At 61.3% G+C, this 21,017-nt stretch carries 22 protein-coding genes; 10 read left to right on the top strand and 12 right to left on the bottom strand.

Annotated features, from left to right (window positions below):
• The first annotated feature begins 69 nt into the window (after positions 1-69).
• From ACM1ZW_RS15575 to ACM1ZW_RS15565, 3 genes are all read left to right on the top strand, one after another.
• Positions 70-669 carry a short chain dehydrogenase gene (locus tag ACM1ZW_RS15575; RefSeq protein ID WP_414884905.1) on the top strand — a complete coding sequence of 200 codons (600 nt, stop codon included), beginning with the start codon at positions 70-72 and terminating at the stop codon, positions 667-669.
• Positions 670-728: 59 nt separating this feature from the next.
• A complete protein-coding gene (locus ACM1ZW_RS15570) occupies positions 729-1,382 on the top strand; it encodes a COG3650 family protein (RefSeq protein ID WP_017336816.1) in 654 nt (217 codons plus the stop codon).
• 95 nt (positions 1,383-1,477) lie between these two features.
• Complete coding sequence (locus tag ACM1ZW_RS15565; protein WP_414879549.1) at positions 1,478-3,091, top strand: NAD(P)/FAD-dependent oxidoreductase; 1,614 nt, start codon at positions 1,478-1,480, stop codon at positions 3,089-3,091.
• An 88-nt stretch (positions 3,092-3,179) separates the two neighbouring features.
• Here the strand turns inward: ACM1ZW_RS15565 and ACM1ZW_RS15560 are convergent, their stop codons facing one another.
• A complete protein-coding gene (locus ACM1ZW_RS15560; RefSeq protein WP_414884904.1) occupies positions 3,180-4,274 on the bottom strand; it encodes a PLP-dependent cysteine synthase family protein in 1,095 nt (364 codons plus the stop codon).
• A gap of 238 nt (positions 4,275-4,512) precedes the next feature.
• Here ACM1ZW_RS15560 and nhaA point away from each other — a divergent pair, with 238 nt between their 5' ends.
• Positions 4,513-5,700, top strand: a complete 1,188-nt coding sequence (gene nhaA / locus ACM1ZW_RS15555; protein ID WP_414879547.1) for a Na+/H+ antiporter NhaA — start codon at positions 4,513-4,515, stop codon at positions 5,698-5,700.
• A 323-nt stretch (positions 5,701-6,023) separates the two neighbouring features.
• On the opposite strand, the gene ACM1ZW_RS15550 is transcribed toward nhaA, so the two are convergent.
• A complete protein-coding gene (locus tag ACM1ZW_RS15550) occupies positions 6,024-6,488 on the bottom strand; it encodes a glycine zipper 2TM domain-containing protein (protein WP_017336812.1) in 465 nt (154 codons plus the stop codon).
• Between the two features lie 168 nt (positions 6,489-6,656).
• Between ACM1ZW_RS15550 and ACM1ZW_RS15545 the strand changes: the two genes are divergently transcribed.
• A complete protein-coding gene (locus tag ACM1ZW_RS15545; RefSeq protein WP_017336811.1) occupies positions 6,657-6,893 on the top strand; it encodes a hypothetical protein in 237 nt (78 codons plus the stop codon).
• Between the two features lie 5 nt (positions 6,894-6,898).
• On the opposite strand, the gene pdxH is transcribed toward ACM1ZW_RS15545, so the two are convergent.
• The 5 genes from pdxH to dinG all read right to left on the bottom strand — a co-directional run bounded on the left by pdxH (position 6,899) and on the right by dinG (position 14,886).
• Positions 6,899-7,546, bottom strand: a complete 648-nt coding sequence (gene pdxH, locus ACM1ZW_RS15540) for a pyridoxamine 5'-phosphate oxidase (protein ID WP_017336810.1) — start codon at positions 7,544-7,546, stop codon at positions 6,899-6,901.
• Positions 7,547-7,570: 24 nt separating this feature from the next.
• Positions 7,571-8,662, bottom strand: coding sequence for an OmpA family protein (locus tag ACM1ZW_RS15535; RefSeq protein WP_017336809.1), 1,092 nt, complete (start codon positions 8,660-8,662; stop codon positions 7,571-7,573).
• A gap of 114 nt (positions 8,663-8,776) precedes the next feature.
• A complete protein-coding gene (locus tag ACM1ZW_RS15530; protein WP_414879545.1) occupies positions 8,777-9,922 on the bottom strand; it encodes a serine hydrolase domain-containing protein in 1,146 nt (381 codons plus the stop codon).
• Between the two features lie 213 nt (positions 9,923-10,135).
• Positions 10,136-12,646, bottom strand: coding sequence for a beta-galactosidase (locus tag ACM1ZW_RS15525; protein ID WP_416738858.1), 2,511 nt, complete (start codon positions 12,644-12,646; stop codon positions 10,136-10,138).
• A gap of 95 nt (positions 12,647-12,741) precedes the next feature.
• On the bottom strand, positions 12,742-14,886 hold the full coding sequence (gene dinG, locus ACM1ZW_RS15520; RefSeq protein ID WP_017336806.1) for an ATP-dependent DNA helicase DinG: 2,145 nt from the start codon (positions 14,884-14,886) through the stop codon (positions 12,742-12,744).
• A 99-nt stretch (positions 14,887-14,985) separates the two neighbouring features.
• Here dinG and ACM1ZW_RS15515 point away from each other — a divergent pair, with 99 nt between their 5' ends.
• On the top strand, positions 14,986-15,450 hold the full coding sequence (locus ACM1ZW_RS15515; RefSeq protein WP_017336805.1) for a CopD family protein: 465 nt from the start codon (positions 14,986-14,988) through the stop codon (positions 15,448-15,450).
• Positions 15,451-15,625: 175 nt separating this feature from the next.
• Here ACM1ZW_RS15515 and ACM1ZW_RS15510 read toward each other — a convergent pair whose 3' ends face one another.
• The 4 genes from ACM1ZW_RS15510 to ACM1ZW_RS15495 all read right to left on the bottom strand — a co-directional run bounded on the left by ACM1ZW_RS15510 (position 15,626) and on the right by ACM1ZW_RS15495 (position 18,301).
• Positions 15,626-16,384: a collagen-like triple helix repeat-containing protein gene (locus tag ACM1ZW_RS15510; protein WP_017336804.1), complete on the bottom strand. Its 759-nt coding sequence runs from the start codon at positions 16,382-16,384 to the stop codon at positions 15,626-15,628.
• A complete protein-coding gene (locus ACM1ZW_RS15505; RefSeq protein WP_017336803.1) occupies positions 16,377-16,655 on the bottom strand; it encodes a DUF1145 domain-containing protein in 279 nt (92 codons plus the stop codon). Before ACM1ZW_RS15505 ends, ACM1ZW_RS15510 begins: the two co-directional genes overlap by 8 nt.
• Before the next feature lie 148 nt (positions 16,656-16,803).
• Positions 16,804-17,514 (bottom strand): OmpA family protein, encoded by a 711-nt coding sequence (locus ACM1ZW_RS15500; RefSeq protein WP_017336802.1) that lies wholly within the window; start codon positions 17,512-17,514, stop codon positions 16,804-16,806.
• Between the two features lie 91 nt (positions 17,515-17,605).
• Entirely contained in the window at positions 17,606-18,301 is a 696-nt protein-coding gene (locus ACM1ZW_RS15495) for an OmpA family protein (RefSeq protein WP_414879542.1), read from the bottom strand.
• 189 nt (positions 18,302-18,490) lie between these two features.
• Between ACM1ZW_RS15495 and ACM1ZW_RS15490 the strand changes: the two genes are divergently transcribed.
• From ACM1ZW_RS15490 to ACM1ZW_RS15475, 4 genes are read left to right on the top strand one after another with little or no spacing between them, the layout of a single operon-like run.
• Positions 18,491-18,988: a DUF6231 family protein gene (locus ACM1ZW_RS15490; protein ID WP_017336800.1), complete on the top strand. Its 498-nt coding sequence runs from the start codon at positions 18,491-18,493 to the stop codon at positions 18,986-18,988.
• Between the two features lie 4 nt (positions 18,989-18,992).
• Entirely contained in the window at positions 18,993-19,469 is a 477-nt protein-coding gene (locus ACM1ZW_RS15485; protein WP_414879541.1) for a YchJ family protein, read from the top strand.
• Positions 19,470-19,516: 47 nt separating this feature from the next.
• Positions 19,517-20,011, top strand: coding sequence for an LEA type 2 family protein (locus ACM1ZW_RS15480; RefSeq protein WP_017336798.1), 495 nt, complete (start codon positions 19,517-19,519; stop codon positions 20,009-20,011).
• Positions 20,008-20,217: an SEC-C metal-binding domain-containing protein gene (locus ACM1ZW_RS15475; RefSeq protein WP_007906737.1), complete on the top strand. Its 210-nt coding sequence runs from the start codon at positions 20,008-20,010 to the stop codon at positions 20,215-20,217. Before ACM1ZW_RS15480 ends, ACM1ZW_RS15475 begins: the two co-directional genes overlap by 4 nt.
• A gap of 105 nt (positions 20,218-20,322) precedes the next feature.
• Here the strand turns inward: ACM1ZW_RS15475 and ACM1ZW_RS15470 are convergent, their stop codons facing one another.
• Entirely contained in the window at positions 20,323-20,880 is a 558-nt protein-coding gene (locus ACM1ZW_RS15470) for a cysteine hydrolase family protein (RefSeq protein WP_414884900.1), read from the bottom strand.
• Positions 20,881-21,017: the final 137 nt, after the last annotated feature.

The following is a 21,017-nucleotide window of genomic DNA, read 5'->3' as shown; positions in this document are numbered from 1 at the left end:
AGCGCGCTTATCCGCAGAAAAAACCACTCTAGACTGAAGCCACTTTCAACACACATGAGGATAAACAGCATGAAGATTCTTTTGATTGGCGCAGGCGGCACCATCGGTTCGGCGATCGACAAGGAATTGTCCGAGCGTCACGAAATCATCCGCATCGGTCGCAATAGCGGCGATCTGCAGGTGGATATCAGCGACAGCGCCTCGATTCGCAAACTGTTCGAACAGACCGGCAAGTTCGACGCGCTGGTTTGCGCTGCGGGAAACGTGACCTTTGCACCGCTGGGTGAAATGACCGAAGACAGTTTCTCCCTGGGTCTGAAAGACAAGCTGATGGGCCAGGTCAACCTGCTGTTGATCGGCCGCGAATTTGCCAACGATGGTGCATCGTTCACCTTCACCACCGGCGTGCTCAGCCACGATCCGATTCGCAGCGGCGTCTCGGCTGCACTGGTCAACGGCGCCCTCGACAGCTTCGTGCGTGCCGCCGCGATTGAACTGCCGCGCGGTTTGCGGGTGAACTCCGTGAGTCCTAACGTTTTGCTCGAAGCAATGGGCAAATACGCGCCGTACTTCCGCGGCTACAAACCGGTTCCTGCAGCCGATGTGGCACTGGCCTACGCCAAAAGCGTGGAAGGCCTGCAAACGGGCCAGACCTTTCATGTGGGCTGAGCCCTTGTGATGAACGGTCAGGCTGAGTAACGTGGCGGCACTTGTCTGGAGAGCCAAAGATGCGTGTTGCCCGTTCCTTAGTCCTTGTTGCCCTGCTTCCGCTGTTCGCCGCCTGCCAGTTATTGGATGGCCCGCGTGAAAGTGCTTCCCACGTGGGCCAGACCCGAATGCAGGGTCAACTGACGGCAGCCGACGGCAAGCTGTTGTTCCAGCCATGCAATGAGCAGCGCAGTTTCGTGGTCAACGACACCGGCGGCACCAGCGTCCTGCAGGAGGCCGCGAGCCTGGCCGATGACCGGGGCAAACTATTCGCCGACGTGCGTGGCCGGGTCGAGGGCAGCCGCCTGGATCTTGCGCAGTTGTACCGCGTCGAACGCTCGGGCACAGCGTGCGACGATCCGAATTTCAAATTGCTGATCCTGCGTGCCGCCGGCCATGGTCCGGAGTGGAACGTAAAAGTCAGCGGCAAAGGCATGGTCATCGACCGTGCGGGCCAACCGCCATTGGCCGTCCCTTATGTTGAAGAACAACTGGGTGATGGACGCTTCAACCTCAGCACTGAAGCCAACAACCAGCACATCGAACTGTGGGTCGCGCCGCAACGGTGCGTCGACAGCAGCACCGGCAGCGTCCAGCACATGAGCGCCGAATTGCGCATCGATGGCCAGGTACAACGTGGCTGCGGGTATTTCGGCGGATCGCGCGACGACTGATCGTTTAGGCCTCACGGGATTCATTCTTTGAGGCTTATAATCGCGGGCTTCAAACGCCTTGGCGCAGTTGTGCGCCCCGCGAACCGGATCCTGTCATGTTACGAATCACCGAACTCAAGCTGCCGATCGACCATCCCGATGAAGACCTGCGCCCTGCCATCGTGCAGCGCCTGGGCATCGCCAGTGATGACCTGCTCGATTACACCTTGTTCAAGCGCAGCTACGATGCGCGCAAAAAGTCCTCCGAACTGTGCTTCATCTACACCATCGACCTCACTGCGAAAGATGAGGCGGCGTTGCTGCACAAGTTCGCCGATGACCGAAACGTCAACGTGGCGCCGGATGTCAGCTACAAAGTGGTCGGCCAGGCGCCGGCCGATCTCGAGCAACGTCCGGTCGTGGTCGGTTTCGGTCCGTGCGGGATTTTCGCCGGGCTGCTGCTGGCGCAGATGGGCTTCAAGCCGATCATCCTCGAACGCGGTACCGAAGTTCGCCAGCGCACCAAGGACACTTGGGGCCTGTGGCGTAAAAGCGTGCTCAACCCCGAGTCCAACGTACAGTTTGGTGAAGGCGGCGCGGGGACATTCTCCGACGGTAAACTTTACAGCCAGATCAAGGACCCGAAATTCATCGGTCGCAAAGTCCTGCATGAATTCGTCAAAGCCGGTGCGCCGGAAGAAATCCTCTACGTCAGCAAACCGCACATCGGTACGTTCCGTCTGACCGGCGTTGTGGAAAACATGCGTGAGCAGATTCGCGCCCTGGGCGGCGAAGTGCGCTTCCAGCAGCGCGTCACCGACGTGTTGATCGAAGACGGCCAACTGGTCGGCGTCGAGCTCAACGGCGGCGAGCAGATCCATTCGAAACACGTGATTCTGGCCCTCGGCCACAGCGCCCGCGATACTTTCCGCATGCTTCACGGTCGTGGCGTGTTCATGGAAGCCAAGCCGTTCTCGGTGGGTTTCCGTATCGAACACCCGCAGTCGCTGATCGACCGCGCGCGCCTGGGCAAATACGCCGGCCACCCGAAGCTGGGGGCCGCCGACTACAAACTGGTGCACCACGCCAAGAACGGTCGTTCGGTCTACAGCTTCTGCATGTGCCCGGGCGGCACCGTGGTCGCGGCGACGTCCGAGCCGAATCGCGTCGTGACCAACGGCATGAGCCAGTACTCGCGTAACGAACGCAACGCCAACTCCGGGATCGTCGTCGGCATCACCCCGGAAGTCGATTATCCGGGCGGCCCGCTGGCCGGTATCGAGTTGCAGGAACGCCTGGAATCCCACGCCTTTGTGCTGGGTGGCAGCAACTATGAAGCGCCGGCGCAACTGGTGGGCGATTTCATTGCGGGCAAACCGTCCACCGAGCTGGGCAGTGTTGAACCGTCCTACAAGCCAGGTGTTGCACTGGGTGATCTGGCGCTGGCCTTGCCGGCTTTCGCCATCGAAGCCATTCGCGAAGCCCTGCCGGCGTTCGAGAAGCAGATTCGTGGCTACTCGCTGCATGACGCGGTGTTGACCGGAATCGAAACGCGTACATCGTCGCCGCTGCGCATTACCCGTAACGAGTCGATGCAGAGTCTGAACGTGAAGGGCCTGTTCCCGGCGGGTGAAGGTGCAGGTTATGCGGGCGGGATTCTGTCGGCAGGTGTGGACGGGATCCGCATCGCCGAAGCAGTGGCTCGCGACATCCTTGGCCTGGAGGCTTAAGCCTTAACATCAAAAGATCGCAGCCTTCCGCAGCTCCTGCATGAGCATGCATTTCTATGTAGGAGCTGCCGAAGGTTTCGATCTTTTTTTAGATATTGGCGCGCAACACGGTGTCCGGCAACGGCTCGCCCCGCTCGACACTCGCCGCCACGATATCCATCAACCCACTCAGCTCATACCCTTGGGCCTTGAGCCAATCCTGATCGTAGTAACTGGTCTCATATCGCTCGCCGCCGTCGCACAGAATCGCCACGATCGACCCCGACTCCCCCGCCGCTACCATCTGTTGGGCCGCCATCAACGCGCCGATCAGGTTGGTCCCGCTCGAGCCGCCGACACGCCGCCCCAGGCGCTGCGCCAGGTAATGCATGGCGGCCAGTGACAGATCGTCCGGTACCTTGACCATCGCATCGATCACCTTCGGCAGGAACGATGCCTCGACCCGTGGCCGTCCGATGCCTTCTATCCGCGAACCGTGATCCAGGCGCAGGCTGGCATCGCCGGTCAGGTAGTAATCGAAAAACACTGAACGCTCGGCATCGGCGCATAGCACGCGGGTGCAATGCTGGCGATAGCGCACGTAACGGCCGAGGGTCGCGGTGGTGCCGCCGGTGCCGGGGCTGGAAATCAGCCAGCTCGGCTCGGGGTACTGCTCGAAGCGCATCTGATGGAAGATCGATTCGGCAATGTTGTTGTTTGCCCGCCAGTCGGTGGCGCGTTCGGCGTAGGTGAACTGATCGATGAAGTGCCCGTCGTGCTCGCGCGCCAGGCGCTCGGACTCAGCGTAGATCTGCGTCGGGTCGTCCACCAGATGACTCTTGCCGCCGTAGAAAGCGATCTGCGCGATCTTCTCTTTTGAGGTGGTCGCCGGCATCACCGCAATAAACGGCAGGCCCAGCAACCGGGCGAAGTACGCCTCGGAAATCGCCGTCGAACCGCTGGACGCTTCGATCACCGGCGCACCGGGTTTGAGCCAGCCGTTACACAGCGCATAGAGGAATAACGAACGCGCCAGCCGATGCTTCAGGCTGCCGGTGGGATGGCTCGACTCATCCTTGAAATACAACTCGATGCCCGGCAAACCCGGCAGGGGTAACGGGATGAGGTGGGTGTCGGCGCTGCGCTGGAAGTCGGCTTCGATGATGCGGATGGCTTCGCGGGCCCACTGTCGATTGTCGCTCATGGTGGTTTTCTCGTTGAGTCGGCCTTGTCACAAGGCTCAGCCCTGAAGCTTAGGAAAAATCCGACATCCCGCACAGATACAGCTGAGCTTCAATACGTCCGACAACTGCTAGGCTCAGGTCCGTGTCGATCTTTCGGCTGTAACGGCATATAACAAAAAAGAATATAACTTTTGTTTTAACAACCAACGGTACGGGTTAGGGTGTGCCACCTTTTTGATAATTCGATGGAGAGCGACCTTGCCTCTGCGTAGCACTTTCACGCGTTTCTTTCAGTTGGAAGCTGCCAGCGGTCTGTTGTTGATCGCCGCTGCTGCCTTGGCACTGATCATTAACAACTCATCGTTGTCGTGGCTCTACAACGGTCTGCTGGACACCCCCGTGGTCGCCCAGATCGGCGCGCTTAAAATCGCCAAGCCATTGTTGCTATGGATCAACGACGGGCTGATGGCACTGTTCTTCCTGCTGATCGGTCTGGAAGTGAAACGCGAAGTCCTTGATGGTCAGCTGTCGAAACCTTCGCAGATCGTGCTGCCAGGCGCGGCCGCGATCGGCGGCATGGTCGTGCCGGCGCTGCTCTACTGGTTCCTGAACCGCGACAATCCCGCAGCGCTGGGTGGCTGGGCCATCCCGATGGCCACCGACATCGCCTTCGCCCTCGGTGTCCTCGCCCTGCTGGGCAAACGGGTGCCGGTGTCACTGAAGCTGTTCCTGATGACCCTGGCGATCATCGACGACCTCGGCGCCATCATTGTCATCGCGATCTTCTATTCCGGCACCCTGTCGACCCTGTCACTCGCGCTCGCGGCGGCCTGCATCGTGGCGCTGATCGCGATGAACCGGCTTGGCGTGGTCAAGCTCGGGCCGTACATGATCATCGGTCTGATCCTGTGGGTGTGCGTGCTCAAGAGTGGTGTGCATGCAACGCTGGCCGGTGTCACCCTGGCCTTCTGCATCCCGCTGCGCACGAAAAACGCCGAACCTTCACCGCTGCTGACCCTGGAACATGCCCTGCACCCATGGGTGGCCTACGGCATCCTCCCGCTGTTCGCCTTCGCCAACGCCGGCCTGTCCCTGAGCGGCGTGACCGTCGAAAGCTTCACCCACCACGTGCCGATGGGCATTGCGGTCGGCCTGCTGCTGGGCAAGACCTTAGGCGTGTTCGGCCTGACCTGGCTGGCGGTGAAAATCGGCATCGCCGCCCTGCCCCAAGGCGCCAACTGGGGTCAGGTGCTGGGGGTGGCGATCCTCTGCGGGATCGGCTTCACCATGAGTCTTTTTGTCGGCTCTCTGGCGTTTGAACCGGGCGTCAGTGACTACGCCGGCATGGACCGAATGGGGATTTTGACCGGTTCGATACTGGCGGCACTGATCGGTTACGCGGTGACGGCGGCGTCGAGTCGCAAGAACGCCGCGCTGCCAGCCTGATCGACAGAGACGACTCCTGGCGTCATTCGAGACGCGTCCTACCGCCAGGATCAGCCAGGCCGGTCGGTAGGCCGCCTCGGTGGGCTGTGGCGGTAGTCGCCCCCCTCACGCCCTGAGCCTGTCCGTCAACTTGTGAGTGCCTCCATCGGCGCTTCTCCAAGTGACCCGCTGTAAAAGCGGAACCGCCAGCAGCCGCAACCGCAGAAACGGATATGCCCCCCAATCAAAATCGGCGTTTCTGTATTGCTCCGGGATGCCATGAAAAACCAAATAAAAACCCCGACCAGTCACCTGATCGGGGTTTTCTTTGTAACCATTTCCGCTTAGTGCGAAACGCGGCTAGTCCCATCAACAGTAGCAATCCGTACCCGCTCACCCACACGGAACACTTCATTCTCCTGAACCTGCTGAACATAGGCGCGCATGCTGCCGTCGTCTTCGCGAACGGTGATTTCCACGCCCTGGGCGCGGGTCAGGCCTTCTTCAGTGGCCGAGCCGATCAAGCCGCCGGCAACGGCGCCGATGACCGCTGCAACGATACTGCCGCGACCGCCGCCAATGGCGCTGCCGCCGACACCACCAACCGCCGCACCGGCCAGGCCGCCGATCGGGGTCTTGGTGCCTTCGATTTTCACCGGACGCAAGGATTCGATGGTGCCCATGCGAACGGTCTGCACACGACGCGCTTCGTCACGGGAATAGGAGTCACCGGTCAGGCTCGATTGGCAACCAGTGAGCAACATCGCCATGGTGGAAAAGGAAGCAACCAGCAGAACAGACTTACGCATAGCATCAACTCCAAAGGACAGGTAGCCATTAAACTCCGCTGCTTGACGCCTGTCACGACGTCGCCCGGATAAAATTGGTTTGATTCAGGCCAGGTACAGGCGCCTCCACGAACTCAGCACACAGTAGCGGCAAATGATGGTATCTGCGCCGCTGAACCAGGAATTGTCATGGATTACTTCATCATTGTCGTCACCACTGTCGCCGGTCTGTACTTCCATGGGTGGTTGTACGTACGGATCAAACGCTGGATGGACCGCGACCTCGCGTTAGCCTTGGCTGGTGACGACGAGCATAAGAAAGTCTTCATGCTCCAGCAACTGGCGAACGCTCAAGCGCAGAAAATCAAGCGTCGGGACCTGCCGCAGTGGCTGGAGGCCGCGGCAGCAGGCTATCCCGGTCGGTAGACTGCTCAGGGTGCCAGACGTTCAAGAATCCAGTCGGCGCCCTGTAGGCGGTAGTTGAGGCGATCGTGCAGGCGGCTCGAACGGCCCTGCCAGAATTCGATGCGCTCAGGCAGCAGGCGATAACCGCCCCAGTGCTCGGGGCAATGGGGCTGTGTATCGCTGAAACGTTGCTCGGTGTTCTTGAGCAGCGCTTCCAGTTCGGCGCGATCGGCGATCACTCGGCTTTGCGGTGAAGCCCAGGCGCCAAGCCGGCTACCCAACGGCCGGACCTGAAAATAGGCGTCGGACTCTTCAGGCGTGACTTTCACCACCCGACCTTCGATGCGCACCTGACGCTCCAGGGCCGGCCAGAAAAAAGTCATGGCTGCGAACGGATTCGCGGCCAGGTGCTGGCCCTTGGCGCTGTCGTAGTTGGTGAAGAACGTGAAGCCGTGTTCATCAAGGCCCTTGAGCAGCAGAATGCGGCAATGCGGCCGACCGTCCGGGTCGACGGTGGCCAGGGTCATGGCGTTGGCTTCCACCGGCGCCTGCTCGGTTTTCACCGCGTCGGCGAACCAGTGGTGGAACAGCGCGAACGGCTCGCTCGGGGCTTGTGCCTCGGTCAGGCCATCTCGGGTGTAGTCGCGACGCATATCAGCCAGGCCCTGGGTCATGGCGCATTCCTTTTGGTTAACGAATCACTTTTTCACAGCATCGGCGGCAGCGACTTTCTTGTCAGTTGCTGCGGCTTTGGCCGGCGCGGTCTTTTTAGCCGGCGTCGCTGTTTTGGCTGGAGCCTTCTTGGCGGCAGCTTTCTTGGCCGGCGCTTTTTTCGCGGCAGGCACAGCGGCTTTCTTCGCGGCAGGTGCGGGAGTGACCGGCTTGACCACTGGCTTCACGTCCTGGGCTGCGACCAGTTTGACCGGCGCCGGGGCTGGCATGTTGTATTTGCTCAGCAGCGCGACCATGGTGTTTTGCGGGGTCACCAACAGTTCAACGCGACGGTTCAAGGCACGGCCTTCAGTGCTGTCGTTCGCTGCACGCGGGGCTTCGCCGCCCATGCCGCGCAACATCAGACGATCACGCTGCAAGCCGCTGAGACGGAAGATTGCCGCCACCGCTTGTGCCCGCTCCTGACTCAGTTTTACGTTGGCCGGTGCGGCGCCCGAGGTATCGCTGTGACCCAGTACCAGCACGGCAGTCTTCGGATCGACTTCGAGGATTTTCGCCACGCGAGTGAACGGCCCCAAGGTGACCGGCAGCAACATGGCCGGGCGGTCGGGGTTGAACGAGCCTTCTACCGGCGCGGTCACCACCAGCACGTTTTCACGGCGCTCGAGTTGCAGGTTGCTGTCCTTGATCGCCTCGCGCAGGCGCGGTTCGTAGTCGTCGAGCCAGGCCTGGGTGACTTTCGGATCCGGCATCGGTACAGCTTTAGCGGTGCTCTGATCCTTGCCGCCGAACGGCCACCACCATTTGCCACCTGCTTGCGCCTCAGCCTTGGCCACTTCGACCGGTTTGGCTTCAGGTTTCACCTCTGGCTTCTTGTCCAGAACTTCCTCAGAGCCAAACGGCCAGTACCAGGGACTGGAGCTTTCAGCCTTGGCCACCGGAGCCGCAGCGACTGGTTTCACAGGTGCTGGCGCCGGCGCCGGCTCTTTTGCCGCAACTTTGTCGGAGGAACCGAACGGCCACCAGCTGCTGCCATCCGAATCATTTTGTGGAGTCTGCGCACAACCGGTAACAGCGACACACAGGGCCAAAGCGAGGGTGGTTTTATTGAATGACATTGGATATCCACAAAAATGAAGTCATAAAAAATCAGGCCGGCTTGACCCGGATAAACAGACGCTTGGAAAACATAAAGGCCTTCAGGTTCCGGCCCTGGAACCCGTGAGCGCGTTTTACAGACAAGTGGCCAGTACCCGCGCAAGGTTTTGCGCGCGCGGATCCATCAAGACGTAAGGCCCCAGTGTATTTGTCACAAAACCGAAGGCAACATCGTGCTCCGGGTCAGCAAAACCGATGGAACCGCCCGCCCCCGGATGGCCGAACGCACGTGGGCCGAGGCCGTAAGTGGCGTTGGGGACATCCGGTTGATCGAGCATGCAACCCAGGCCGAAACGGGTCCGGGTCAGTAAAGTCTTGTCTTCGCCGAGGCTGTGTTCGCGGGTCAGCTCGTCGAGCATTTCGCTTTCCAGCAGGCTGCCGTCGAGCAGGCCGGCGTAGAACCCGGCCAGGCTGCGGGCATTGCCGTGGCCATTGGCCGCCGGTTGCTGCATGCGTCGCCACTCGGGTTTGTTGGTGCTGGTCAGGACCGACGGTGGGTTGGTGAAGGCCCGCGTGGTCATGGCCGTGGGTTCGCGCATCGTCACTTGCAACAAGCGCTGGGCCGCGGCATCACCGACGTTGCCCTTGCCGCGGGCGATGTGCGCCACGCGCTGGAATTCTTCATCCGCCAGACCGACATGGAAATCCAGCCCCAGCGGTTTGGCGACGCGGGCCACGATTGACTCGCCAGGCCCACGACCGTCAGCCCGCCGCAGCAACTCGCCGACCAGCCAGCCATAGGTGATCGCGGCATAACCGTGCGCGGTGCCCGGCGTCCACCACGGCGATTCGGCCGCCAGGGCATCGACCATGGCCTGCCAGTCGTAAAGCGCCTCGGGGGCCAGCAATTCACGCAGCGCCGGCAGACCGGCCTGATGGCAGAGCAATTGACGCAGGGTGACGGATTCCTTGCCGGCGGCGGCGAATTCGGGCCAGTAGCGGGCAACCGGGGCGTCCAGTTGCAGCTTGCCTTCGGCCACCAGTTGCAGGGCCGTGACGGCGGTGAAGGTCTTGGTGCAGGAGAACAGGTTGGCGATGGTGTCGCTGTGCCAGGCCTCATGGCCATCCTTGTCGGCGGTGCCGGACCAGAGATCGACAACGGTTTCGCCACCGACCTGGATGCACAGCGCTGCGCCACGTTCCTGGGGATCGTCGAACAACGCGGCGAACGCTTCACGCACCGCTTCGAACCTGAGTTCGTAATGACCCTGAATCTGCACCCGCTACTCCCTCGGACAAAGCTCTACAAAGTGGCCCGCATTGTTCCAGCCATTGGCGGTTTTGGGAACAGGGGCGGGCTGGGCGGTCGGTTTGCCCATGGAAATGATTTGTGGCGAGGGAGCTTGCTCCCGCTAGGCTGCGCAGCGGCCCCAAAAAAGGCCTGCTGCGCAGTCCAGCGGGAGCAAGCTCCCTCGCCACAGGGATTTCAGCGATTAATGGCCTTTGCCTGAATGCCCGCCCGCCTGCCCGGCACCCTGCCCCGGGCCCTTGCCGGCTTCGGCTTTTCGCCCACCCACGGCATCGTGACTGGCTTTATCCGCCTCAGCCCTGGCCTTCTCGGCCTCTTTGCCCAGCTGATCAACGGCCGCCAGGTTGCTCTTGCGCACACTGTCGACAAAGCCCTGGAACGGCAGATCGGTAACGCCCACCAAACCGAAGTGGCCGTTTTCACCGTCCAGCAGACGGCCGGTCACCGGTTGATCGAGGTACTGGAACCAGTGCACGCCAACAATCGACGGTTCACCGAGCGCCTGTTTCAGGAAATTGGCATAAGCCGGGCCGCGGTCTTCTTCCTTGGCCAGTTGCGTCACGCCACCCCAGAACGGGCCACGATCGGCGGAGCCGAAGTTGAACTCGGTAATCAGCACCGGCTTATCCAGGCTGCGCAATGTCGCGAAGTCGTAACCGTCCTGCGGTTGCAGGGTGTACATGTTGAAGCTCAGCACGTCGCAATACTGCGCGCAGGATTCCACGGCTTCCGGCGTGCTGATGGCAAAGCGACCGCCCAGCAACAGCTGGTTCGGCGCGTGCCACTTGAGCGAGTCGGAAATGGTTTTGAAGTACGTGTCGGCAAAGACCTTCTGGAAGTATTTGAAGTCGGCTTCGATTTCCGGATGCTCGGCGCTTGGCAGCGGCGGTACGAAGCCGGGATCTTCCATCAATTCCCACGCCGGCAAGTCGATGCCCCAGGCTTTGGAAAGGCCTGCCTGATTGCGGTATTTGTCGCGCAATTGCTTGAGGAACGCGCGCTTGGCCGGCACGTCGGTGGTCATTTTCAAAGTGCCGTAGGCCAGCGCATAGCGGGCTTTCGGGTCGTCACCGGGACCGGCCCAGGCCAGTTCGTTGTCGGCAAAGTAACCAATCAGCCACGGATCGTCGCGATGATCGCGGGCGGCGATGGCCACGGCACGCTCGGTGGCCATGGCGAAACGCGGGTCGAACGGATCGGGCATGCCGCCCCACCAGTCGGTGCCCGTGCTGATACTGGCGTAATCGCCGACGATTGACAGCGGCAAGGTGTAGGGCAGGCGATCAGCGTTGGCCAGTGCCGGGGCGCTCCAGTTGCCGATGGTGTTGAACCCCCAGGCTTGCAGGCGATCCAGGGTGTGGCTGGCCCATCGTTGTTCATCAATCACCGCGGTGCAGGGCTCGGCGGGTTTCTGCTCGACCGCGTTCGCGACCTTTGCTTCCTCTGCGCCAGTCTTGGCGGCTTCGGCAACACCGGATTCGGCGGTGGCAGGCACGACGGGTTGCTCAGCGGCTTTTTCGACCGTCGCCTCAACTGCGTCGGCCTTGGCCGCTTCGGCGACACCGGCCTTGGTGTCGCTGCCCAGTGCGCAAGGGGCGCCATACAAACGCTGCAGGTTGGCGCCATAGAAGTCGTACCAGCGACCGGCGTTATAGGCACGGCCCTGATCGACGCCATTGCCGCCACGGTTGTCGCCTTCGCCAAAGTGACTGGCCAGCGGCTCGTCGGGTTTTGGCAACGCCTCGAACATCCACTCGCGGCCGGCGATGTAGGTCTGGTTGACGTCCGGGGTAACGGTGTTGACCCCGAGCGAGTAGAACGGATGGCCTTCCGGCGTCACGAGGTACCAGCGACCGTCACGTTTCTCGGTGCGGAAAAAGCCGCTGGCCTTGAACGACGGGCCTTTTATCCAGCCACCGAATTTGTCCAGCGACGCCTTCTCGCGCTCGGCCAACCAGGTTTTGGTTTGTTGCTGTTCCTTGGCGGCGGCGCTTTTGAGTTGCTCGTCGCTGCCGACCTTTTCCGGCCATTTGGCCCGGGTAGATTGCCCGAAAGCGTCCACCAGACCGCCGTAAACGGCCTGAGTCACAGCCTCGCCGTCCTGCACGCCAAAGCGTTCCAGCAGGATGCTTTGGGCGACTTTCGGCTGATCCATCGACAAGGTCACCGACACCACCTGGCTGCGCTCCAGTTCGCCAGCGCTGCTGGCCAGCAGGATACGTTGACCGTCGACGGTCATCGGCATCGGCGGCCCGGCCTTCATGCCCAGGCTCAGCGGTGAAGTGGCGACCAATGGCACCAGCAGCGTCTGCGCAGGACCGGCCGGCAGGTCGACGCGACTGATCAGCGTCTTGCCATCGTTGCTCTGGATTTTCACATAGAGGGTCACGGCCCAATTCATCGCGCTCTGGATCCGCAGGCTCATCATGGCCGACTGCGACCAGTCCCAGGCACCGGTTTGCGGAGTCAAACGCAGGGTTGGCTGTGCCACAGGGTTGAACGTCACCCGACGCAGCACTTCGCCTTCGGCTGTTTGCTCGGCATTGGATTGCGGCAGGCTGGCGTCCTGAGTCGCCACCTGGACCACGTCGGCGGGGCGCACAAAGTTGAACAGCGTCTGCTGGCCTGCCGGAGCGGCCAACAAGGGCGTTGCGAACAACAGGGCAAATACGGCGGGCAAGGAACGGCGAATCATGAGAACGAAATTCTCCCTAACGACCTCAATGGGCCAATGGAAAAGCGGTGGCAGAGAGATAGACAACGCGGCGGGCAGATTTGCCCACCGCTGTATCAGGAAATTTCTCGACGGAATGGCGGCAACGCATTGAGGATCGCTTTGCCGTAACGCTGGGTGACCAGGCGTCGGTCGAGCAACGTGATGGTGCCGCGGTCTTCTTCGGTCCGCAGCAAGCGACCGCAGGCCTGGACCAGTTTCAGCGAGGCGTCCGGGACGGAGATCTCCATGAACGGATTGCCGCCCCGTGCTTCGATCCATTCGGCCAGTGCCGCTTCGACCGGATCATCCGGCACCGAGAACGGAATCTTCGCGATCACCACGTGTTCGCAGTAAGCACCAGGCAAGTCGACCCCTTCAGCGAAACTCGCCAGGCCGAACAGCACGCTGGAATCGCCACCGTCGACCCGCGCCTTGTGCTTGTTCAGGGTTTCCTGTTTCGACAGGTTGCCTTGAATGAACACTTGCTTGCGCCAGTCGCGGTCGAGGCCGTCGAACACGTCCTGCATCTGCTTGCGCGAGGAGAACAGCACCAGCGTGCCGCGCGAACCTTCGACCAGTTGCGGCAGGTCTCGGATGATGGCGGCGGTGTGCGCCGGCGCATCACGCGGGTCGGCTTTCAGGTCGGGCACCCGCAACACACCCGCGTCGGCGTGATGGAACGGGCTCGGGACCACGGCGGTCACGGCCTTTTTCGGCAGGCCGGCACGCATGCGGAAACGGTCGAAAGTGCCCAGCGCGGTCAGCGTTGCCGAGGTCACCAGCGCCCCATAAGCGACGTTCCACAGGTTGCGCCGGAGCATTTCCGCCGCGAGGATCGGGCTGGCGTTGACCTCAATGTCGAACAGCGAACCGCTTTCGGCCAGGGTCAGCCAGCGCGCCATGGGCGGGTTGTCTTCCGGGTCTTCTGCGGTGAACGCGACCCACAATTCCCAGTTGCCCGAAGAACGCGACAACAGGCTGCCGAACAGCGGATACCATTCTTCGGCCTGGTTGCTGGCGATGCCGATGTTGACCTCGCCGTCCATGCCTTCCTTGAGCAATTCGGTGAGCCGGGTGAACAGGTCGGTGAGACGGGCGAAGCCTTTCTTCAGCTCAACGCCCATTTCGCGCATGTGCTCGGGAATCACCCCGCCGACGAAGCGGTGACGCGGCCGTTCTCGACCTTCGACGTCTTCGCCGGGTTTGAAATCGGCGACCTGTTCGCAGGCAGAAAACATGAACTGTTGCTGGGTCTTGATCTCACGGGCCAGTTCCGGCACCTGTTCGATCAACTTGCCCAGATCGCCCGGCAGCGGGTGCTGGGCAAGCAATTTGGTGAGGTTCTTGGCGGTGGTTTCCAGCCAGTCGGCGGTGGAACGCAGACGCGTGTAGTGAGCGAAGTGGCCGATGGCCTTGTCCGGCAGGTGGTGACCTTCGTCGAACACGTAGATGGTGTCGCGCGGGTCCGGCAGAACCGCACCGCCGCCCAATGCCAGATCGGCCAGGACCATGTCGTGGTTGGTGACGATGACGTCGACCTTGCCCATGCCTTCGCGGGCCTTGTAGAAGGCGCACTGGCCGAAGTTCGGGCAATGACGGTTGGTGCACTGGCTGTGGTCGGTGGTCAGGCGCGCCCAGTCGGCGTCTTCCAGAGCGGTGGACCAACTGTCGCGGTCGCCGTCCCATTTATTGCCGGCGAGTTTCTCGATCATGCTGGTGAACAGCTTCTGACTGGCCTCATCGACCTCGATCTTGAAGCCTTCTTCCTCGAACAGCTGCGCCGTGGCGGTTTGTGCGTGACCTTCCTGGAGCAACATGTCGAGCTTGGACAGGCACATGTAGCGCCCACGGCCCTTGGCCAGGGCGAAGCTGAAATTCAGCCCGCTGTTGCGCATCAGGTCGGGCAGATCCTTGTAGACGATCTGTTCTTGCAGGGCCACGGTGGCCGTGGCGATCACCAGGCGTTTGCCGGCGGCCTTCGCGGTCGGGATCGCTGCCAGGCTGTAGGCCACGGTCTTGCCGGTACCGGTGCCGGCTTCCACCGCGACAATCGCGGGGTCGCCACTGCGCCGGCCTTCGTCGTCGGTGTCGATGTCACCGAGGACTTTGGCAATTTCGGCGATCATCAGGCGTTGGCCGTAGCGCGGCTTGAGGCTCTTGGCTTCGAGAAAACGCGAGTAGGCGCCCTGGATCGTGGTTTTGAGTTCGGTGCTGATCATGGATTGTCGGGCGCAAAAAACGCTGGATAAATTTTCAGTGGTTCGGTTCGGCGGCTATCATACCCCGCTAATTAATCCCGCGCAGAACGGAGTACCTCAATGACACCTTTTGGCATCGTTTACACCCTGCATCTCCTGTCCGCCCTGGTGTGGGTCGGCGGCATGTTTTTCGCGTGGATGGTCTTGCGTCCTGCGGCGATGAAGGCGCTGGAAGGCCCTGCTCGCTTGAAACTGTGGGTGGAAGTGTTTCAAGGTTTTTTCCGCTGGGTCTGGGTGGCGGTGGTGCTGTTGCCGATCAGCGGGGTGGGCATGATCCATCTGCAATACGCCGGTTTTGAGGCCGCGCCGCGTTATGTGCAGGTGATGATGGGCTTGTACGTGGTGATGACGGCGCTGTTTATCCGGATTCAGGCGTTGCTGTTGCCCGAGTTGCGCACGGCGGTGGCGGCGCAGGACTGGCCGACGGGAGCTGCGGTGCTGGGGCGGATTCGCAAGCTGGTGGGGATCAATCTGATCGTTGGGTTGGTGTTGGTAGCCATTGCCGCGGCGCGGCCGATGTTCTAAGGCTTCGCCAACTTTGTGGTAAGGGACTCCGTGGCGAGGGGATTTATCCCCGTTCGGCTGCGAAGCAGTCGTAAAACCAGGCAACGCGGAGTCCGGATTGGGGCCGCTTCGCAGCCCAACGGGGATAAATCCCCTCGCCACAAAGCTCCCTCGCCACAAGGGTTCTCGGTGGTTCTTACAACCGCTGAACAGTCACCGAGCCCGCCGCACCCGCAGGCCCCGGCTGGCCGTCCACGCCAGGTTTGCCGCTCTTGCCGCCATCGGCCTTGTACACCAGGCATCCTTTGGCCTTGCCGCCCGCGCCCGGCTTGCCGCCAGGACCGGCCAGACCACCCGCGCCGCCCGCCACTTGAACCTTGATCTGCTCCGCCGGATAGTCCCGCGGCACTTCCAGCCTGACCAGCGCGCCCGGCGCACCTGGCTGACCATCGCTGCCATTACTGCCATCCGCTCCGCGGCCAGCCTGGCCCCAAGTGCACCCCGGCGCCTGACCGTTGGCGCCATCGAGACCGACAAAACCCGGCGCCCCTGCGCCGCCGCGTGCATCGAGCGACAACTGCGGTGCGTTCAGTGCCTTGATCTGCACGTTCAGATTGCGCCCCGAGCGGGCTGCCTTGAGGTAAGTGCCCGGCGCGCCGCGAGCGGTGATCTGGCTGCCTTCGGAGAGTTCGGCACGGTTGATCTTCAACTCCAGGGCATTCTCGCTCGGCACGATGGCGATCCGCGCTTCACGCCCCAGGTGCAATTCGCCCACGGTGACTTCGGTCACGTTCGAGGGAATCAGCAGCGTGCCGTAATCGGCCACTTCCAAGCGTTCCAGCTGCATGGTGCTGACAGTGTTGGGCAGGCGCATCAGCGAGTTGGTTTCGACGCTGATCACTTGGGCGCAGGCGAGCGGGCTGATGAAAGCGGCGAGCAGACAGAGTTTACGCATGGGATGCCTTAGAGACGGCGGGAGCCGGAAGGGTTTGCAGGTGGAAAACACCGAAAAAGACAATCTTCAAGCGATCGCGCCAAGGGTGGGCACGACCTCTGAGGCTGCGGAAACAGAACACCGCCTCGAGAAGATGCAGGAACGCCAACAGACCGCCGGCCAGATTGACCAACAGGTGCAGCGGATTGACAAACGGCGTCATCAGATTGACCAGGACCACCAGCCAGAACAGCAGGGTCAACAGCTTCCCCAGCCCCCAAAACACCTTCATACGCGCCCCCGTTGAGAATTATTCTTTGCGCGCACAGTAACGGCTTCCACGCGGGATAAGCCAGAGGGCAACGGAAAATTCTTCATGAAGGCCGCCGAATGGCCATCGGAACAACCGAAATGGCTGTCCGACGGCTCTATCACGTGGCTCAGCGATTGATGTGCAATTCCACGCGACGGTTTTTCGCGCGGCCTTCGTCTGTTTCGTTATCAGCCACGGGCTGACTTTCGCCCCGGCCTTCGCTGGTGAGTTTGTTCGGCGCCAGGCCCATGCCCAACAAGTAAGCCGCCACGCTGCTGGCGCGTCGTTCTGAAAGCGCCTGGTTATAAGTGTCCGAACCTACGCTGTCGGTATGGCCGATCACTTTAATGCTCACCACATCGGCGCTTTGCAGTGTGGGCATCAGCGCATCCAGCTGACTTTGCATCGAGGGCGTCAGGTCGGAATTATTGAAGGCAAACAGCACGTCGCCCGCATCGCTCAGAGTGATGACTTCGGTTTGCACAGGTTTCACGCTGGCCGGGTATTGCGGCAACGGACAACCATGATGTTCAACCGGGGTATTGGCCGGGGTATCAGGGCAGCGATCGCGTCGATCGAATACACCATCGTCGTCTTCATCGCCGTCCTGGGCATAACAGATCAAGCCCCCGGTCAAGATCCCCAGTGCCGCTCCGCCCGCCGCCCATCCGCTACTCTCCAGAGCGCCCAGGCCTCCACCGACCAGACCGCCGATAACGCTGCAGACAGGCCAGGTACGTTGATTGAGGGGGGCAGTGCCATCGCTGTGAGTCGCGCAACCGGTCAATACGCCGCCAAGCAGCAGCACCGGCAAGAGGGTTCTGGGGAGAAGGCTCATGGTTGAAAGCTCCTGTGTTACCGGCAGATGCCGGTCACACAGGAGTAAAGACCCGCATCCGCGACTGCACAAGCCGCGGAGCGGAAGGGACTCAACGCTCGATCTTGATTTCGGTACGACGGTTCAACGCACGGCCGTCAGCGGTTTTGTTATCGGCAACAGGCTGGCTTTCACCGGCACCGGTCACAGACACGAAGCTACTGCGCGGCACGCCATCCTTGACGAGGTAATCAACCACCGAGTGCGCGCGACGATCAGACAGTTTCTGGTTGTAGGCATCGCTGCCCACGCTGTCGGTATGGCCAGTGACGGTCAGGCGTGCGGTGGTAGATTCCTGTTTCAGGCGAGTGGCGACTTTGTCGAGTACCAGCTTGTCGGAAGGAGTGAGTGTGGCTTTGTCGAACTGGAAGTGAACATCGCGGATGACGATGGTTTCTTCCTTGACCACAACCACCTCTTCAACCACTGGCGCAGGGACTGGTGGTGGGCAGCCATCGGCATCGACCTGCACGCCTTTAGGCGTACCCGGGCACTTGTCGCGGCTGTCCGGCACGCCATCGCCGTCTTCGTCGCCATCACCGTGAACCCAGCAATAGGCTGCGGCCGTACCGCCAACCAACAGCGCGCCGTACCCTGCCCATGCCGTGCTCTCGGTCGCGCCGAGACCCGCACCTACCACACCACCGACTGCCGCACAGGTCGGCCAGTCGGTTTTCTGCAAACCTGCGCAACCAGTCAACACACTGGTTAGCAGAACCAAGGGTAATGCTGTCCGAACTATGCTCATCTAGTTTTCTCCTGAGGGATCGGCTTAGAACCGATTCAGGGAGTAAAGACCCGAGTTTTAATCTCCGCCAGCAATAGGCCATGCCTGTTTTGTCCCGTGTTCACGGGTGATCGGCACTTTTGGCGCTAAGCCGCTCTATATCTGGGCGTTTGGGCAGGCTAGTCTTGGCGCTCTGATTGAGGATCTTCGATGATTTCAGGTATTTCTTCGCGCACGCCGCAGCAGGCGCTGGCCGCTTTGCTCGATCGCTACGCCCCGCCGCGCCTGTTGCTGATCGGCGCCAGTGAGTTTCCCGCGCTTGAAGCGTTCAAGCTCGCGCACCCGGACACCTGCGTCGCCCATGCCGCGCCCGGGCCGTTGCCGGTCGAGCTGGCGGCGCGCCGCTTCGATCTGGCGCTGGTGGTCGACTGCCTCGAACACTTGCCCAAACGCGAGGGTCTGAATTTGCTCGGCGGAATCCGCAACCTCAACGCCAGTCGCATTGCGGTGCTGGCGGACTTGCCGGCCAGCGGCTGGCAGGAGACGGACTTTTTCTCCCTGGCCCTGCAAGCCAGTGAACGTTTCCAGCGCGACGATCAGGTGCTGACCCTGTTCACCTACGATCTGCTTGACTACAAACAAGTGCCCGACTGGCTCAACTCACGGTTCTGGGCCAATCCGGAAAACTTCGGGAAATATTGGTGGTAACGCAATGAGTACATCCATTTGCCCTTGCGGCAGCGGCACCCTGCTCGACGCCTGCTGCGGTCATTACCATGCCGGTCACCCGGCGCCCTGCGCCGAAGCCTTGATGCGGTCGCGCTACAGCGCTTATGTGCTGGGGCTGATTGACTATCTGGTGGCGACCACCCTGCCGGCACAACAGGCCGGCCTCGATCGTCAGTCCATCAGTGACTGGAGCGCCAAGAGCACCTGGCTGGGCCTGGAGGTGGAAAGCTCCGAGGTGTTCGGCGGTCAGCCGGAACACGCGTTCGTGACATTCACCGCACGCTGGCACGACGGCAGCGGCGAACACAGCCACCGCGAGCGTTCGTCATTCGTACAGAACGCCGGCCACTGGTACTTCATCGACCCCACCGTGCCCCTCAAGGCCGGACGCAACGATGCCTGCCCTTGCGCCAGCGGGCAGAAGTTCAAGAAGTGCTGTGCGGGGTATTTCGCGAGCTGAAGTGATCCGTGAAGGGCTAGACTGGGGGTCAAGGGAGAAACACAACCATGATCACCAGGCGATTCGCACTTTTTCTGCTCACCCTGCTCCTGTTTCTCGGGCTTGGCGGCTGTGCGTCCTGGTTCAGCGACGATGAGCCGGAACCTCAAGTGCATCTGGTCAAGGTCGAAGTAGTCCGGGCGAAGCTGATGGAGCAACGCTTCCTGTTGTTCTTTCGCGTCGACAACCCTCGAGACAGCGACCTGACGGTACGCGGCCTCGAATACCGGATTCACCTGGGCGACATGCTGCTGACCGAAGGCGAGCATGAACACTGGTTTACGGTCAGCCCCAGGCGCAGCGCGTATTTCAAAGTGCCGATCCGCACCAACCTGTGGCCGAAGGTGCGGGATCTGGTGAAACTGTTGAAAAAACCCGAGCAACCCATCCCCTATCGTCTTGAAGGTGAGCTGGAAACCGGTGTGTTCATCGCGCACTACGTGCACCTGGCGCGCAAAGGCGTGATAATCCCCGCCGATTTAATTCCGGAGCACACCCGATGACCCAGCAACCCCACGTCCATGGCCCTGACTGCAACCACGATCATGACCATCACGACCACCATGATCACGACCATGGCCATGTTCACGGCCCGAACTGCGGCCACGCGCACCAGGAACCGGTACGCAACGCCTTGAAGGACGTCGGCCGTAACGATCCTTGCCCGTGCGGCAATGGCAAGAAATTCAAGAAGTGCCACGGCGCTTGATGTTTCAGGCGAAAAAATTCTTCGCCTCTTGAATCGCTATCGCGGGCTTGCCCGCGATGGCAGCCGTACTTTCACCCTCAATTTGTCAGTTAACGCACAGGCTTTTCAGTTTGCGTTCAATACCTGCGCCGTGCTGACAACCGTCGCATACTCCCCCTGCAGATTCCCCAGCGACATGGCATGCACGTCCTCGGCAGAACGGGCATTACCAAAGTAATCCGCCTTGTCGAACGTGAAGCACGCATCCTCCGCCACCCATGTCTCGAACCCCAGATTCCCGGCCGTTCGCGCCGTGGACTCCACCGAATTGTGGGTCGCTACGCCAACGATGACCAACTGATCGATCCCCTCTTCGCGCAATCCCGCCTCCAACCCCGTTGCACAAAACGCATCCGGTACCTGTTTCTGAATCAACTGCTCGCCGGCCAATGGCTGGAACCGCTCCTGAAATTCCACGCCCGACTGCTGCGGCCAGAACACCGAGTCCGGCGAACGCGACAGATGCTGGACGTGAATCACCGGGCGCCCGGTTTCACGCCAATAACCCAGTAGTTCCAGAATCCGCGCCTCGGCCTGAGGATTGTTTCGCCGGCCGAGCCGGGGCTCCAGGATGCCTTTTTGTTGATCGATGATGATCAGTGCCGCGTTGGTCTTGAGCTCCATGCCGACTATTCTCACGCAAGGTCATTGAATTTCACGCACTTCAGCATCACCTCCTCCTGCAGACAAGCCTTCGATCGCAAACAGGACGACCTGATGCCCGCGGTTGCTGTCCATTCCTGACAATGTCTCTTGATGTG

The organism is Pseudomonas sp. NFX71, from assembly GCF_048079215.1.
Classification (GTDB): domain Bacteria; phylum Pseudomonadota; class Gammaproteobacteria; order Pseudomonadales; family Pseudomonadaceae; genus Aquipseudomonas; species Aquipseudomonas fluorescens_B.
Note: the sequence above shows the minus strand (reverse complement) of the source record. Positions and strands in the feature narration are given on the sequence as shown.